Raw genomic sequence first — 14094 nt, 5'->3', positions numbered from 1 at the left:
AGGAGAACCCATGTCCACGCCACAGAACCCCCTACCGCTGGGCGGGGATTTCCTCGCGGACCCGCACGCCTCTTATGCCGCCTTACGCCGAACCGGTTCGGTGCACCGGGCCGTCGATCCCGACGGAGGCCCGCTCTTCCTGGTGACGCGTTACCAGGACGTCCGCGCCGCCGCCGCGGACCGGCGGCTGTCGGTCAGCAAGCGGTATGCGCGGGCCGCCCGCGGCCATGTGCACTCCATGCCCGCCGAGCTGGACGCGCACCTGCTCAACAGCGCCCCCGCCACTCACGCACGGCTGCGCCGCCTGGTGGGCACGGCGTTCACCCCTCGCCGCACGGAGAGCCTGCGGGAGGCGGTGCGGCAGGCAGCCGACCAGCTGCTGGACACGATGGCCTCGAAGGACCGCGCCGATGTCGCCACCGATCTGGCCATTCCGCTGTCCATGACGGTGATCTGCGACCTGATGGGCGTTCCGTCCGACGACCGCCCGGACTTCCGGCGCTGGACGGACACCCTGCTGAGTTCCGAGCCCGGCGCTCCCCAGCGCTCCCGCGAGGCCATGCGGGAGATGCACCGCTTCCTGGCACACCTCATCGACCGCAAACGCGTGGCGCCGGGGGAAGACCTGCTGTCGGCCCTCATCGCGGCGCGCGACGAGGGAGACCGGCTGAGCGAGGACGAGCTGGTGGCCATGGCCTTCCTGGTGCTCTTCGGCGGCTACGACAACACGGCGAGCCTGATCACCACCAGCGTGCTGGCGCTGCTGACCCACCCACGGCACCTGGTGGCCGTCCGTACCGGCGAGCTGGCCATGGACGCGGTGACGGAGGAGGTGTTGCGCTGGAATCCGCCGACCATGCTCGCCGTCCGGCGCTTCGCCACCGAGGACATCGAGATAGACGGCACCGCCATCCCGGCCGGTGAGCGCGTCTGGCTGTCCTGGGCGGCGGCCAACCGCGACCCCGCCCGCTTCGCGGAACCGGACGCGTTCGACCCCCACCGTGAAGACACCAAGCACCTGTCGTTCGGGCACGGCTCCCACTTCTGCCCGGGCGCGGCCCTGGCCCGCATGGAGAACACCATCGCCGTGACATCCCTGGTCCGGCGTTTCCCGCAGCTCGCGCTGCTCGGCTCCGCCGACGACCTGCGGTGGACGGCATCGCTGCGCAGCCGCAGCCTGCGGTCCCTTCCCGTTTCCCTGTGACCTGACGGCGGAGGCCGCGCGCGTCAATCGGCCATCGCGTCGGGGCGCAGAACCAGGTCGAGCAGCCCGGGGAAGTGAGCGTCGAACTCCTCGCGGCGCAGCCGGTTGACCCGCCGGGGCCCCTGGTCGCGCTGCTCGACCAGACCGGCGCCGCGCAGGACCGAGAAGTGGTGGCTGAGCGCGGCCTTGCCGACGGACACGTCGAAGCTGCCGCAGCTGCGTGTCCATTCGGCGGAGCCCGCCAGCTCGCGGACCAGCTGGATGCGCACCGGATCGGCGAGCGCGGACAGCGCGGTCAGGACGGACACCTCGCCGGGGTCCGTGTGCACGGGTGCGGCGCGGTGACCGCCACCTGTGGCCTGGTTCACCATGCCCCACCTCACCTTGCTCCCGCCTTGCCCAGTGTTCGATGAATATCTTACAGTCCCCAGTGTTCGCTTTTCATTGAACACTGCTGGCAACCGCACAAGGCGAGAGGAACGTGGACCGAGGAATGAACGACAGCGGTGCACCCCGTGGCTTCACCGGGGTCGTGGGGAACATTCCCGCTCCCGTGCTGGTGCTGGGCGGTGTGTGCGGAATCCAGTTCGGCGCGGCCTTCTCGCCCCAGATATTCCCGCAGGTGGGGGCGCCAGGCGTGGTGTTCCTCCGGCTGCTGATCGCCGGTGTGGTGCTCTGCCTGGTGTGGCGGCCCCGGCGGCGGACGCTGGCCTCGGTGCGGGGCGCCTGGGGAACGGTGATCGGCGCCGGAGCCCTGCTCGCGGGGCACCACCTCGCGTTCTACGAGGCCGTGAACCACATCCCCCTGGGCGCCGTGGCCACGATCGAATTCCTCGGCCCTTTCGCCATCGCCCTGGCCGGATCACGACGCGCGATCGACCTGCTGCCCGCATGCCTGGCGGCCGCCGGCGTGCTGTTGCTCGGTGGGGGTGGCGTACCCCTCGACCCGGTCGGCCTCGCCCTGGCCGCGGTGGCGGCGTCCTGCTGGGGCGGCTACATCCTCGTCTCCGCCCGGATGGCACGACGCCTCAGCGGCGGCCAGGGCCTGGCGCTGGCGGTGCTGTGGGCGGCCCTGCTGAGCACCCCGTACGGCATCACCCACGCCGGAACCGCGCTGCTGGACCCCCAGGTGCTGTGGGTGGCCGCGGTGGTGGCGGTGGCGGCCAGCGTACTGCCGTACTCGCTCAATCTGGAGGCACTGCGGCGGATCCCACCGCGTGTGTTCGGCGTCCTGACGAGCCTGGAGCCCGCCGCCGGGGCCCTGTTCGGCCTCCTCATCCTCGGCCAGCGGCTGGCCTGGCCGCAGTGGCTCGGCATCGCCGCGGTCGCCCTCGCCTCCGTCGCCGCGACCTTCCTGGGAACCGGAGGGCGTCCGCGCGCGGCCGCGAAGGCAGCCGAGAGGGAATCGATGCTGACGTAGCGTCATATATCGGATACCAGACAGCTGTTGGCAGTCTGCCGTCCCTCTACTTGAACGGCCGCGCCGGGATTCGCCGGTCCCGGGTCATGGGTATGATCCGCCCCGTCGCTCACTCCGCTCCACGTGTCACCGCCGTGCACCGCCGCCGTATGCCACGCCACGCCACGCCACGGAGGAGATGTCCCATGCGCCCTCGCTCCCGCCCTCTGGCCGCTGTGATCGCGTTCCTCACCTTCCTCGGGCTACTGCTGCCCCTCGGCACCACCGCCACCGCCGCCGGGGCCCCGGCGGCGGGCGGGGCCAGGGCGTTGCCACCCGTCGTCCCGCGTCCGCAGACGATGACCCGGCTCGGCCCGGACGTCGCGGTGCCCGCCACGGTGCGGGTGGTCTACGGCGACGGGGTGGACCAGCCCACGCGCGACCTCGTCGCCTCCGTACTGCGCCGCGCGGGGGCGCGGCACCTGCGGGGCGGCTCCGGGCCGGGGCTGACGGTGACCGTCGGGCGGATCACCGACGCCCGGGTCGCGGCGGCGCTGCGGGCCGCCGGGGGCCGGGTGCCCGGGGAGCTGCGCGCGGAGGGGTACGCGCTCGCCGCGCGGGGCAGGGCGGTGGCGCTCGCGGGCGCGGACGCCGACGGGACGTACTACGCGGCGCAGACGCTGCGTCAGCTGGTCACCGGCCCCCGGGCCACCGGCAGGCGCGCGATCGCCTCGGTGTCCGTCGTGGATCATCCGCTGATGCCGCTGCGCGGGGTGATCGAGGGGTTCTACGGAAGCCCGTGGACCCACGCCGAGCGCATGGATCAGCTGGCGTTCTACGGGGACGTCAAGATGAACACGTACGTCTACGCGCCCAAGGACGACCCGTACCACCGGGAGAAGTGGCGCGAGCCGTACCCGGCCGACAAGCTCGCCCAGCTCGGTGAGCTGGTCCGGCAGGCCACCGCCCACCATGTGCGGTTCACCTTCGCCCTCTCCCCCGGCAACTCCCTCTGCTACAGCGATCCCGCCGAGTTCACGGCGCTCCAGGCCAAGCTGGGGGCCATGTACGACCTCGGGGTGCGCAGCTTCTCGGTGCCGCTGGACGACATCAGCTACACCCGGTGGAACTGTGCCGCCGACCGCGCCGCCTACGGCGAGCCCTCGCAGCGGGCCGCGGGCGCGGCGCAGGCCGATCTGCTGAACCGGGTGCAGAAGCAGTTCCTGGACGCGCGCGAGGGCACCGCGCCGCTCCAGATGGTGCCGACCGAGTACGGCGACCTCGCCGACACCGCGTACAAGCAGACCCTGCGCGAGCGGCTGGACGCGCGGGTCGAGGTCATGTGGACCGGGACCGACGTGGTGCCGCCGCACATCACCGTGGCCGACGCCACGCGCGCCGCCACGGTCTGGGGGCGCAAGGTGTTCGTCTGGGACAACTACCCGGTCAACGACTACGGCCAGGCCGAGGGACGGCTGCTGCTCGCCCCGTACGACGCCCGTGAGCCCGGTCTGCACCAGCAGCTCTCCGGGCTGGTCCTCAACCCGATGAACCAGGCCGCCGCCAGCAAGGTCGCCCTCTTCGGCGGCGCGGACTTCGCGTGGAACGACACGGCGTACGACCCCGATCGCACATGGCGGGCCGCCGCCGCGTATCTGGCCGGGAACGACGCGGACGCGGCCACCGTCTCCGCGCTGCTGGCCTTCTTCGACACCCAGCACCTCGCGCCCACCTTCGGCGACGAACCGTGGCAGCCGCAGGCCCCCGAACTGGCCGCGCGGCTGGCCCAGTTCCGTACCGACTGGGACGCCGGACGGCAGCGGGCGGCGCTGGACGCCCTGCGCCCCACCGCGACGCTGCTCGCCACCACACCCGCCACCATCAGGGCGGACGTGGCCGACCGTGGTTTCGTGGCGGACAGCGCGCCCTGGCTGGACGCGCTGACGCTGTGGGGCCGTGCCTTCGAACGCACCCTGGACGCGCTGGGCGCCCGGCTCGACGGCGACACCGGGCAGGCCGAGCGGTGGTTCGCCGAGGCGTCGTCGCTGGCCAAGCAGGCCGGGCGGATCCGTACGATCCCGGGCGAGACCCGCCCGGAGGGCCCGGTCCGCGTCGCCGACGGAGTCCTCGACACCTTCCTCGTGGCCGCGCCCGGCCTCGGCGGAACGGGCACCCGGGCGACATCCGCTACGGCCGACTGACCGAGGGCGCGCCCGCCCACGGGTGCAGAGCGGTTCGAGACCGGCATCGGCCACGGTGGCCATGGCGGTCTCGGCGGTCTCGGCGGTCTCGGCGGTCTCGGCGGCCCAGACGACCACCCCGGTCGGGGCCGCGTGGGTGTCGGCCACGCGGCCGACCCGCCCGGCCCGCGCCCCGGCGTGGCGCGCCGCGCTCGCCATGGCCCCCGGCGACCGGGAAACCCTGCGCGTCAGCGAAGCCATGCTGGCGAGGCCTGCTCGCGGGCGGCGTCGCCCCGCAGGCCGCCGCCTGGGCCATCGGCGGCCTCGCACAGCGCCGCTGGCCGCGAGGGGCGCGGGAAATTCGCCAGCCCCGGGGCCGACGGTACGGCTGTCGGCCCCGGGGACGTGCCGGTGGTCAGGCCCCGGCGGGGGCCAGGGCCACCGGCTCGCGGGCGGCGCTTTCCCGGTCGCAGCTCTCCAGCGCGTCGATCAGCGACGTCCGGGCCCGCGCCACGCGCGACCGTACGGTGCCGATCGGGCACCCGGCCACGGTGGCGGCTTCCGCGTACGGCAGGCCGAGCACGCTCGTCAGGTAGAACGCCTCGCGCCGCTCGTCCGGCAGCGCGGCCAGCAACTCGCTCAGGGCCACGCCCTCCTCGAAGCCCGGCAGCCCGCGCGGCTGGGTGCGTTCGGCGGCGGACTGCCAGTCGGTGGTGGCGGACAGCCGGGGCCGGGCCGCGGCGGTCCGGATGCGGTCCGCCACGACGCGGCGGGCGATGGTCAGCAGCCAGGTGCGCGCCGACGAGCGGCCCTGGAAGCGCGGCAGACTGCGCAGGACACGGAGATACGTCTCCTGTGTCAGATCGTCGGCGGCCTGCGGATCGGCACTGAGGTACGTCACGAATCGCCGCACATCATGGCGGGTCGCGCGGATGAACTCGTCGACCGCGTCGGCGTCGCCGTCACGCGCGGTCAGGGCCAGCCTGGTGGCCGGGTCGTCGTCGTATGCCCCGGAGGGGCGTTCCACGGGGCCCGCGCCGGTCAGGACGGGTGGCAGGGCAGGGGTCATCACCTGAGGTCCTTCGTTGAATCCGGGCAGCCTCGGGCGGCCCGGTGACAAGTCGGTGGCGTCAGCTGTCAGGCGACAGCGGGCCCGTGGGGCGGCCCCCGGGTGGTGATGGCGTGAGCGAGAAGAAGTGTCCGCGGCCGGTGTGCGACGGGGTGGCGACGGGCGCGGATCCGGGGCCGGTGCGGTGGCTCGGCGACGCGGATCAGCAGGAGGAGCGGTGCGAACAGCCGGGCCGCCAGCGCTCGGCCGATCCGGAACGCGGCGCGTTCGCCGTACGCGAGCCACAGGCCGCACACGAGCGCCGCGATCAAGTGGGCCACGATCATGCCGACGCCGCTGCCATCCGCCATGGAGGACATGTCCGCGTGCTCTGTCCCCGCCATGGACCCCATGGAGTGTGTTCCCGGGGGCGGGTGGGCCAGATGGTGGCCGAGGCCCGCCGAGCGCACGATGTGTTCGGCCTCCGCGGGGGTCAGTGTCGCGGCGCGGACGGGGCCGCACAGCAGCTCACCCGCCCATTGCCGGGCGAAGGAACCTCCGCCGGACGACGCGGCCCCGGCCGTCGTCTGGCCGAGCGAGAAGAAGGAGTGCAGGGCGAGTTGGGCGCCGACGGTGAACGCGGTGACGAAGACCCGTCCGCGTTCCCGCCCCGCACAGGACCAGCCCGCGGCGACGGTGGCGACGAGCGCGGCGGTCAGGGACCACCACGGGACTCCGGTGCCGGACATCATGGCGTGGCCCAGGGCAGCGAGCGGCACACAGACGGCCGCGAACACCGCGGCTCGTACCGTTCGAAGACCCTGGCCAGCTCTCATGACCGCCTCATGGTCGCATCCGGGATTCGCGACCCGGAGCAGGGGCCACGGCACATGCCGGGAACCAGCCGCACCTTCCATCCGACTACCGGGACGTGAAGGGCAGCGAGGAACAGCGGCGCGGGAATCGGGAGCACGGCAGCATGCACTGGTACGAGGACGAGGCGTTCTGGTCGGAATTCTCGGAGACCATGTTCTCCGGGCGCAGACGCGCCGAAACAGCGGACATCGTGGCGACATCACCGCTCCTGGCCTTCCCGGCCGGGGCCCGGGTGCTGGATCTGTGCTGCGGCCCGGGGGTCTATCTAGTGCCACTGGCGCGGCGCGGCTACGCGGTGACCGGCGTCGACCTCAGCCCGGCCCTGCTGGAGCGGGCGCGGGCCGTCTGCGCCGAGGCCGGAGCCGACGTCCGGCTGGTGCGCGCGGACATGCTGGAGCACATCGAGCCGGAGTCGTACGACGTCGTACTCAACGTCTTCACCTCGTTCGGCTACTTCGACGACCCGGGCGACAACCTCCGGGTGCTGCGCAACGCCCATGACTCGCTGGTGCCGGGCGGAACGTTGCTGATCGACGTCATGGGCAAGGAAGTGCTCGCCGGGTGGATCGGCCGTCCCCAGCTGGTCGAGCTGGAGGGCGGCGCGTACGTGGTGCAGCGCGACACCATCCTCGACGACTGGGCGCGGTTGCGCACCGACTGGACGCTGGTACGGGGCGGCACGGCGCGGGAGGCGTCGATCACCTCGTTCCTCTACAGCGCGACCGAGCTGCGGGCGCTGTTCGAGCAGGCGGGCTTCACGGACGTGGAGTGTTACGGCGATTTCGACGGCGCTCCGTACGACCAGCACGCGCGGCGGCTCATCGTGCGCGGCACCCGCCCGCTGAACAATTCAGCAGGTTCCGGGAACTCCGACGCCCCGGCGGCCGACCACTGAGGAGACGGCGGTGCTGGGCCGCCCTTGAGGAAGGTTCCATGGCCAACACCGCACAGGACACCGCCAGATCGGAGCACGCGGCATCCGCCACCCGGGACGGGCGCGGCCGGTTGCCGACCATGCTCGCGGTGCTCTCCGTCGTCCTCGTGGTCTCCGTGCTGGCCGGTATCGCCCTCGGCCCCACGGTCGTCCCGCCCGGGGACGTCCTGCGCTTCCTCGTGGCCGCCGTCACCGGGGGCACCATCGACGCGGCGGACGCGACCGGGTACGCCGTGGTGTGGGAGGTGCGCACGCCACGCGTCCTGCTGGCCTGCGTGGTCGGGGCGGGGCTCGCCGTCGTGGGCGTCGCCGTGCAGGCGCTGGTGCGCAACGCGCTCGCCGATCCGTTCGTCCTGGGCATCTCGTCGGGCGCCTCGGTCGGCGCCACGGCCGTCGTCGTCTTCGGGGTGTTCGCCTCGCTGGGGGTGTACGCGCTGTCGGCGGCGGCGTTCCTCGGGGCGCTCGGCGCCACGGTGCTGGTGTACGTGGCGGCGCGCACACCGCTGGGGCTGACCCCGCTGCGGCTGGTGCTGACCGGTGTCGCGCTGGGGTACGGCTTTCAGGCCCTGATGAGCGTGCTGGTCTTCCTCTCCCCCAACGGGCAGGCCGCCCGCACCGTGCTGTTCTGGCTGCTGGGGAGCCTCGGGTCGGCGTCGTGGGAGTCGCTGCCGCTGGCGGCCGCCGGGGTCCTGGTCATGGTCGTGGTGCTGCTGCGGCAGAGCCGGTCGCTGGATGTGCTGTCGATGGGGGACGAGACCGCGGCCAGTCTGGGGGTGGACGCCGAGCGGCTGCGGCGGGCGCTGTTCGTGCTCACCGCCGCCGTCACGGGGCTGATCGTGGCGGTGAGCGGGGCGATCGCCTTCGTCGGGCTGGTGCTCCCCCATGTCGTACGCATCCTGGTCGGCGCCACCCACCGCCGGGTGCTGGCGGTCGCCCCGCTCGCCGGGGCCTGCTTCATGGTCTGGGTCGACCTGCTGGCCCGTACCGCGTTCGCCCCGGAGGAACTGCCACTCGGGGTGATCACCGCGCTGATCGGGGTGCCGGTGTTCATCACGCTGATGCGGCGGCGGGGCTACCAGTTCGGAGGCCGGTAGATGTCTTTGTGTCTGCGTGCCATGTCGGTCGAGGCGGGCGGTCGCGCCCTGGTCGACCGGCTGGCGCTTGAGGTGGCGGAGGGCGAGGTGGTCGGCCTGGTCGGGCCCAACGGCAGCGGCAAGTCGACCGCACTGCGCTGCGTGTACCGGGCCCTGAAGCCGACCTCCGGCGCGGTGCTGCTGGACGGCACGGACCTGGCCACGCTCTCGCTGCGCGACAGCGCCCGGCAGATCGCCGCGCTGACCCAGGAGAGCCGGTCCGAACTCGACTTCACGGCAGGCGAGGTGGTGGCCCTGGGCCGCGCCCCGCACTCGCGCGGCAACCGGCCGCTGACCCCGGGGGAACGCGAGCTGTGCCACGAGGCGATGGACCGCATGGACATCGGACACCTCGCCGACCGCAGCGTGCTGACCCTCTCCGGCGGGGAACGTCAGCGTGTGCTCGTCGCCCGGGCCCTGGTGCAGGAGCCGCGTGTTCTGGTGCTGGACGAACCCACCAACCACCTCGACATCCGCCACCAGGTGGGGCTGCTGTCGTTCCTGCGCGGCTCCGGGCTGACCGTCCTGACCGCGCTGCACGACCTGAACCTGGCCGCCGCCGTGTGCCACCGCGTGGCGGTGCTGAGCCACGGCACCCTCGTCGCGGACGGGCCTCCGGCCGATGTCCTGACGCCCGGCCTGGTGCGGAAGGTGTTCGGCGTCGCCGCCACCGTCGTACCCCATCCGCGCACCGGGGTCCCGCAGTTGCTGTACGACCTCGTGCCCACGGACACCTCGACCTCACCGGGCGACGCCACACCCGCCGATGCCCTTCCGGAAGGAACACGCTCGTGATCAGATCCCCGCGCTCCCCCCGCGCCCTGGCCGCCGGGCTCCTCGCGGCCGGGCTGCTGGCGACCACGACCGGCTGCGGCGCCGACGTCGAATCCACGGCCAAGGACGGCGAGCCCACGCGGGTCACCGTCTCCAACTGCGGCGAGAAGGTCACGTACACCCGCCCCGAGCGGGCGGTGGCCTACGACGTCAGCGGCGCCGAGAAGATGTTCTCCCTGGGGCTGGCGGACCGGATGCGCGGCTACGTCATGAACAAGCTCGGCGACCCCGCGATCGCCGGATCCCCCTGGCGCGGCGACTACGGAGAAGTCGACCGACTGGGCAACGAGCGCATCACCCGCGAGATCGTCATCGACGCCAAGGCCGACTGGGTGCTGGCCGGTTGGAACTCCGGCTTCGGCGAGGACCGGGGCATCACCCCCGCCCTCCTCAAGAAGGTGGACATCGCCTCGTACGTGCACACCGAGACCTGCTGGGACTACGGCGGCGAGAAGCTGGACGTCACACCGCTGGAAGCGCTCTACACCGACCTGGACAACCTGGGCCGGATCTTCGGCGTCGAGCGGCGGGCCGACCGGCTCGTCAGCGGTCTCAAGCACCGCGTCGCGGCGCTGAAGAAGACCTGGCCGACGAAGGGCGACCCCGCCAAGGTGTTCGTCTACGACTCGGGCACCGACCAGCCGTTCACGGCGGGACGCCACGCAGCCCCCAACGACATCATCCGCGCCGCCGGTGGCCGCAACGTCCTCGACGGCCTCGACAAGGGGTGGACGAGCGTGGGGTGGGAGCCCGTGGTCAAGGCCAAGCCCGAGGTGATCGTCGTGGTCGACTACGCGGACCAGCCCGCGAAGGACAAGATCAAGTACCTGAAGTCGCTGCCCGCGCTGCGATCCGTCCCGGCGGTGAAGAACGGGCGCTTCTTCGTCATGTCGTACGGCGACGCCGTCAGCGGGCCGCGCAACGTCAAGGGCGCCGAAGACCTGGGCCGCTATCTGCGCTCGGTGGGGCGGTGACCGCGCCGATGACACCGCTGCACACCGAAGCCGCCCCGACGGCCGCCACCGTCGTCCATCAGCACATCACCGACGCCATGAAGGCCCCCGACCTGCTCCGGCTGAGCGACAACATCGTCCTCGCCCGCTTCGAGACGATGAAGATCTACGCCGCGCTCGGCGCCGTCCGCACCCTGCTGGAGCGCGGCACCATCGCCCCCGGTCAGACCCTCGTGGACAGCTCCAGCGGCATCTACGCGCTGGCGCTCGCCATGGCCTGCCACCGCTACGGACTGCACTGCCACATCGTGGCCTCCACCACCGTCGACGCCACCATGCGCGCCCAGTTGGAAATCCTCGGCGCCACCGTGGACCAGATGCCGCCCTCGGCGGACCTGAGGCTGGACCAGGAGCGGCGAGTGCGCCGCGTACGGCAGCTCATCGCCGAGCGGCCCGGTATGCACTGGATGCGCCAGTACCACGACACCGTGCACTACGCCGGATACCGGGAACTCGCGGATCTCATCGACGACGCGCTCCCCGGCGCGCTGCTCACGGTGGTCGGAGCCGTGGGCACCGGCGCCTCCACCGGCGGACTGGTCCAGCCGCTGCGGGAGCGGGGCCGCGAGGTCGCGCTGCTGGGCGTGCAGCCCTTCGGCAGTGTCACCTTCGGCAGCGAGGCCTTCCAGGACCCCGAGGCGATCATCGCGGGCATCGGCAGTTCCATCCCCTTCGACAACGTCCGCCACCACCTCTACGACACCCTGCACTGGGTCGACTTCCGCCACGCCATGGCGGGCGCCGTCGGCCTGCTGCGCGACCACGCGGTGTTCGCGGGGCTGTCCACCGGCGCGGCCCACCTCGTGGCGGGCTGGGAGGCCGTACGCCACCCCGAGCGCACCCACCTGGTCATCGGCGCGGACACCGGACACCGGTACGCCGAGAAGGTGTTCACGCGCCACCGCGAGGCACCGGACCCCGCCATGTTGTGGCCACGGCAGATCGCCACGCTCGCCGACCTCGCCATGCCCTGGTCGGTCATGGACTGGCGACGGCGCCCCTACGACGTCACCCGGACACTCACCAAGGAGGAGAGCGCGTCGTGACCATCGCCGCCCTGGAAGCCCTCACCTTCGGCCTGGGACGGCTGGTGGAAGCGGCCACGGACGCCGGACACCGGCTGGCCCTCCTCACCCGGGACCGCCACGTCTACCACCATGAGCTGGCCCATCTACCGCCCGGCGCCGCGCTCGACATCGTCGATGTCGACACCGGGGACGAGGAGGCATGCGCCAAGGTCCTGACCACGCTGCCCGACCTGCGTGGACTCATCAACTCCACGGACACCTGGAGCGTGCCGGGCGCCGACCTCGCCGCCCGGTTCGGCCTGCCCGGCCCCGACCCGGCCTCCGTACGTCTGCTGCGCGACAAGCACCGCGTACGCGACCTCCTCCACGACCACGGACTGAGCCGTGGCCGCGCCGCGGCCGTCACCGCCACCGATCCCGACGCGGCCGCCGAGGTGATACGCGGGACGGGCCTGCCCGCCGTCCTCAAGGACTCCGCGGGCACCTCCTCCCGCAACGTATGGGTCGTACGCGACGAACACCAGCTGCGCGCCGCGCTCGCCGAAGCGGGGCAACAGGCCTTCAAGGGCGGCCTGTTCGCCGAACCGTTCCTCGCCGGGCCCGTCTACAGCGCGGAAACCCTGAGCTGGGCGGGGCGCACCCGGCTGCTGGGCGTCCTCAGCCGCCAGCTCTCGCCCGAGCCCGCCGTGCGCGAGGAGGCCGCCGCGTTCCCCGTCGCCCTGCCCTCGTCCCCGCACATCCTGATCCACGACTGGGTGGGCCGGGTCCTCGCCACGGCCGGACACGACAGCGGCTTCGCCCATGTGGAATTCGTGCTGACCACCGAGGGCCCGGAGCTGGTGGAGATCAACCGGCGGATCGGTGGCGCGCTCGTCGGCGAGGCCCTGTGCCGCGCCCTGGACACCAACGTGTACGAGGCCATGGTCGACGTCGCCCTCGGGCGGCGCCCCGCTCTCCTCGACGCCCCGGCCCCCGCCGGTCCCGCCACGGCCTTCGTCCTCCGCTACCCCGACCGGCCCGGCACGCTCACCGGTTGGTCCGGGCTGGACACCCTGGCCACCTTCCCCGGCGCGCCCGAGTGGTATCCCACCGCCGCCCCCGGGGACCGCGTCGAGCACCTGGCCGACCAGCGTGGCTGCACCGGCATCGTGCTGGCCGAGGCCGCCACCGCCGAACTCGCCCTGCACCGCGCGCTCAGCGCCGCCGGAAGCGTACGGCCGCTCATCGCCGACGGCCACCGGCCGTGAGCACGCGCTCCGGCCGTCTGGCGGGCTTCACCGGCCCGCAACGGTTCCTGCTGGCCGGGTCGTTCCTCATCCCGCTGGGCAGCTTCGCCGTGCTGCCCTTCATGTCCGTACTGCTCCACGAGCGGCTGGGCATGGGGCTCGGCGCGGTCGGCGTGGTGCTCGCCACCGCCTCGCTGGTGCAGTTCTCCGGCGGGGTGGTGGGCGGCGCCGCCGCCGAACGCCTCGGGTTGCGGCGCACCATGCTGCTGGCCCTGGTGATCCGTACCGTGGGCTTCGCGGCCTTCCTGCCCGGGCTGCGCCACGCGTACGTGGCCGTCGCCGCGCTCTTCCTCGTCTCCTGCGGCGCGGCGCTCTACCTCCCGGCGAACAAGGCGTATCTGGTGCACGGTGTCGAGGAGGCCCGGCGCCCCCTGCTGCTGTCCGCGAGCGGCTCCGCGCTCAACGCCGGTATCGCGCTGGGGCCGCTGGCCGCCGCGCCCTTCGTGCTCAGCTCCTCGGCCGGGCTCTTCACCGCCGTCGCCGTGCTCTTCGCGGCCATCACGGTGGGCCACGCGCTGCTGCCCGCCGAAGTCACCGAGCCCACCCCGGTCGGACCGGAGCATGAGGAGACCGAGGAGAACACCACCCGACCCGGCGCCACCCGACACGGTGCCCTGCCGTTCGCGGCCACCGTGCTGAGCCTGTACCTGTTCATGTTCTTCCAGCACTACCTCGCCCTCTACGCCGTGCCCCGGACGTCCGCCACGTACTACGGCCTCGTCCTCGCGCTCTACGCCCTGCTCCTCGTGGTGGCGCAGCCCCTCGCCTCGGGCTGGATCGCCCGTCTGCCGTACGGCCGCGCCCTGCGGATCGGCTTCGCCGCGATGGCCACCGGCATGGCCACGCTCGGTCTCGGCAGCCACGCCGCGATCCTGGCCGGGGCCCTGCTCATCTGCTGCGCCGAGGTCATCCTCTTCCTCAAGAACGACCTCGAAGCCCTCGCCCGCTCGCCCCGCTCCCCCGCCGTGGTCTTCGGCCGCCAGCGCCTCGCGGCCGGAATCGGCGCGTTCGCCAGCGGCGTCGCGGGCGGCGAGGGCTACCAGGTGGCCGAACGGGCCGACCACGCCGGTCTGTTCTGGGCCGCGGTGGCGGTGCAGTGCGTACTGCTGCCGCCACTGCTGACCACGCTCCTGCGCGCCCGGCGCGTCCGATAGCGTCC

13 protein-coding genes are annotated in these 14094 nt (G+C 72.9%); 10 read left to right on the top strand and 3 right to left on the bottom strand.

Features of this window, described 5'->3' with window-relative positions:
* Positions 1 to 10 precede the first annotated feature (10 nt).
* The gene (locus ACFV9T_RS07140) at positions 11 to 1204 is read left to right on the top strand and encodes a cytochrome P450 (RefSeq protein WP_385437270.1); all 1194 of its coding nucleotides are present in this window, start codon (positions 11 to 13) and stop codon (positions 1202 to 1204) included.
* A gap of 23 nt (positions 1205 to 1227) precedes the next feature.
* Here ACFV9T_RS07140 and ACFV9T_RS07135 read toward each other — a convergent pair whose 3' ends face one another.
* A complete protein-coding gene (locus ACFV9T_RS07135; RefSeq protein ID WP_385437269.1) occupies positions 1228 to 1575 on the bottom strand; it encodes an ArsR/SmtB family transcription factor in 348 nt (115 codons plus the stop codon).
* Between the two features lie 122 nt (positions 1576 to 1697).
* On the opposite strand from ACFV9T_RS07135, the gene ACFV9T_RS07130 reads away from it, so the two are divergent.
* Positions 1698 to 2624 carry a DMT family transporter gene (locus ACFV9T_RS07130; protein WP_385437268.1) on the top strand — a complete coding sequence of 309 codons (927 nt, stop codon included), beginning with the start codon at positions 1698 to 1700 and terminating at the stop codon, positions 2622 to 2624.
* A 185-nt stretch (positions 2625 to 2809) separates the two neighbouring features.
* Positions 2810 to 4804: a beta-N-acetylglucosaminidase domain-containing protein gene (locus tag ACFV9T_RS07125; RefSeq protein ID WP_385437267.1), complete on the top strand. Its 1995-nt coding sequence runs from the start codon at positions 2810 to 2812 to the stop codon at positions 4802 to 4804.
* Positions 4805 to 5198: 394 nt separating this feature from the next.
* Here ACFV9T_RS07125 and ACFV9T_RS07120 read toward each other — a convergent pair whose 3' ends face one another.
* Positions 5199 to 5852: a sigma-70 family RNA polymerase sigma factor gene (locus ACFV9T_RS07120; RefSeq protein WP_385437266.1), complete on the bottom strand. Its 654-nt coding sequence runs from the start codon at positions 5850 to 5852 to the stop codon at positions 5199 to 5201.
* A gap of 68 nt (positions 5853 to 5920) precedes the next feature.
* Complete coding sequence (locus tag ACFV9T_RS07115; RefSeq protein WP_385437264.1) at positions 5921 to 6667, bottom strand: hypothetical protein; 747 nt, start codon at positions 6665 to 6667, stop codon at positions 5921 to 5923.
* A gap of 143 nt (positions 6668 to 6810) precedes the next feature.
* Here ACFV9T_RS07115 and ACFV9T_RS07110 point away from each other — a divergent pair, with 143 nt between their 5' ends.
* The 7 genes from ACFV9T_RS07110 to ACFV9T_RS07080 are packed head-to-tail and all read left to right on the top strand — an operon-like array spanning position 6811 to position 14089.
* Complete coding sequence (locus ACFV9T_RS07110; RefSeq protein ID WP_385437262.1) at positions 6811 to 7602, top strand: class I SAM-dependent methyltransferase; 792 nt, start codon at positions 6811 to 6813, stop codon at positions 7600 to 7602.
* 38 nt (positions 7603 to 7640) lie between these two features.
* Positions 7641 to 8735 (top strand): FecCD family ABC transporter permease, encoded by a 1095-nt coding sequence (locus ACFV9T_RS07105; RefSeq protein ID WP_385437261.1) that lies wholly within the window; start codon positions 7641 to 7643, stop codon positions 8733 to 8735.
* Complete coding sequence (locus ACFV9T_RS07100; protein ID WP_385437259.1) at positions 8736 to 9569, top strand: ABC transporter ATP-binding protein; 834 nt, start codon at positions 8736 to 8738, stop codon at positions 9567 to 9569.
* Positions 9566 to 10582 (top strand): ABC transporter substrate-binding protein, encoded by a 1017-nt coding sequence (locus ACFV9T_RS07095; protein ID WP_385437258.1) that lies wholly within the window; start codon positions 9566 to 9568, stop codon positions 10580 to 10582. Before ACFV9T_RS07100 ends, ACFV9T_RS07095 begins: the two co-directional genes overlap by 4 nt.
* Before the next feature lie 8 nt (positions 10583 to 10590).
* Positions 10591 to 11667, top strand: coding sequence for a pyridoxal-phosphate dependent enzyme (locus tag ACFV9T_RS07090; RefSeq protein WP_385437257.1), 1077 nt, complete (start codon positions 10591 to 10593; stop codon positions 11665 to 11667).
* Positions 11664 to 12896 (top strand): ATP-grasp domain-containing protein, encoded by a 1233-nt coding sequence (locus tag ACFV9T_RS07085; RefSeq protein ID WP_385437255.1) that lies wholly within the window; start codon positions 11664 to 11666, stop codon positions 12894 to 12896. Before ACFV9T_RS07090 ends, ACFV9T_RS07085 begins: the two co-directional genes overlap by 4 nt.
* Positions 12893 to 14089, top strand: coding sequence for an MFS transporter (locus ACFV9T_RS07080; protein ID WP_385437254.1), 1197 nt, complete (start codon positions 12893 to 12895; stop codon positions 14087 to 14089). The genes ACFV9T_RS07085 and ACFV9T_RS07080 overlap by 4 nt, the downstream gene beginning before the upstream one ends.
* The last annotated feature ends 5 nt before the right edge of the window (positions 14090 to 14094 follow it).

Origin of the sequence: Streptomyces sp. NPDC059850 (assembly GCF_042731515.1) — a bacterium.
Classification (GTDB): domain Bacteria; phylum Actinomycetota; class Actinomycetes; order Streptomycetales; family Streptomycetaceae; genus Streptomyces.
This window is presented reverse-complemented; position numbering and strand designations above follow the sequence as displayed.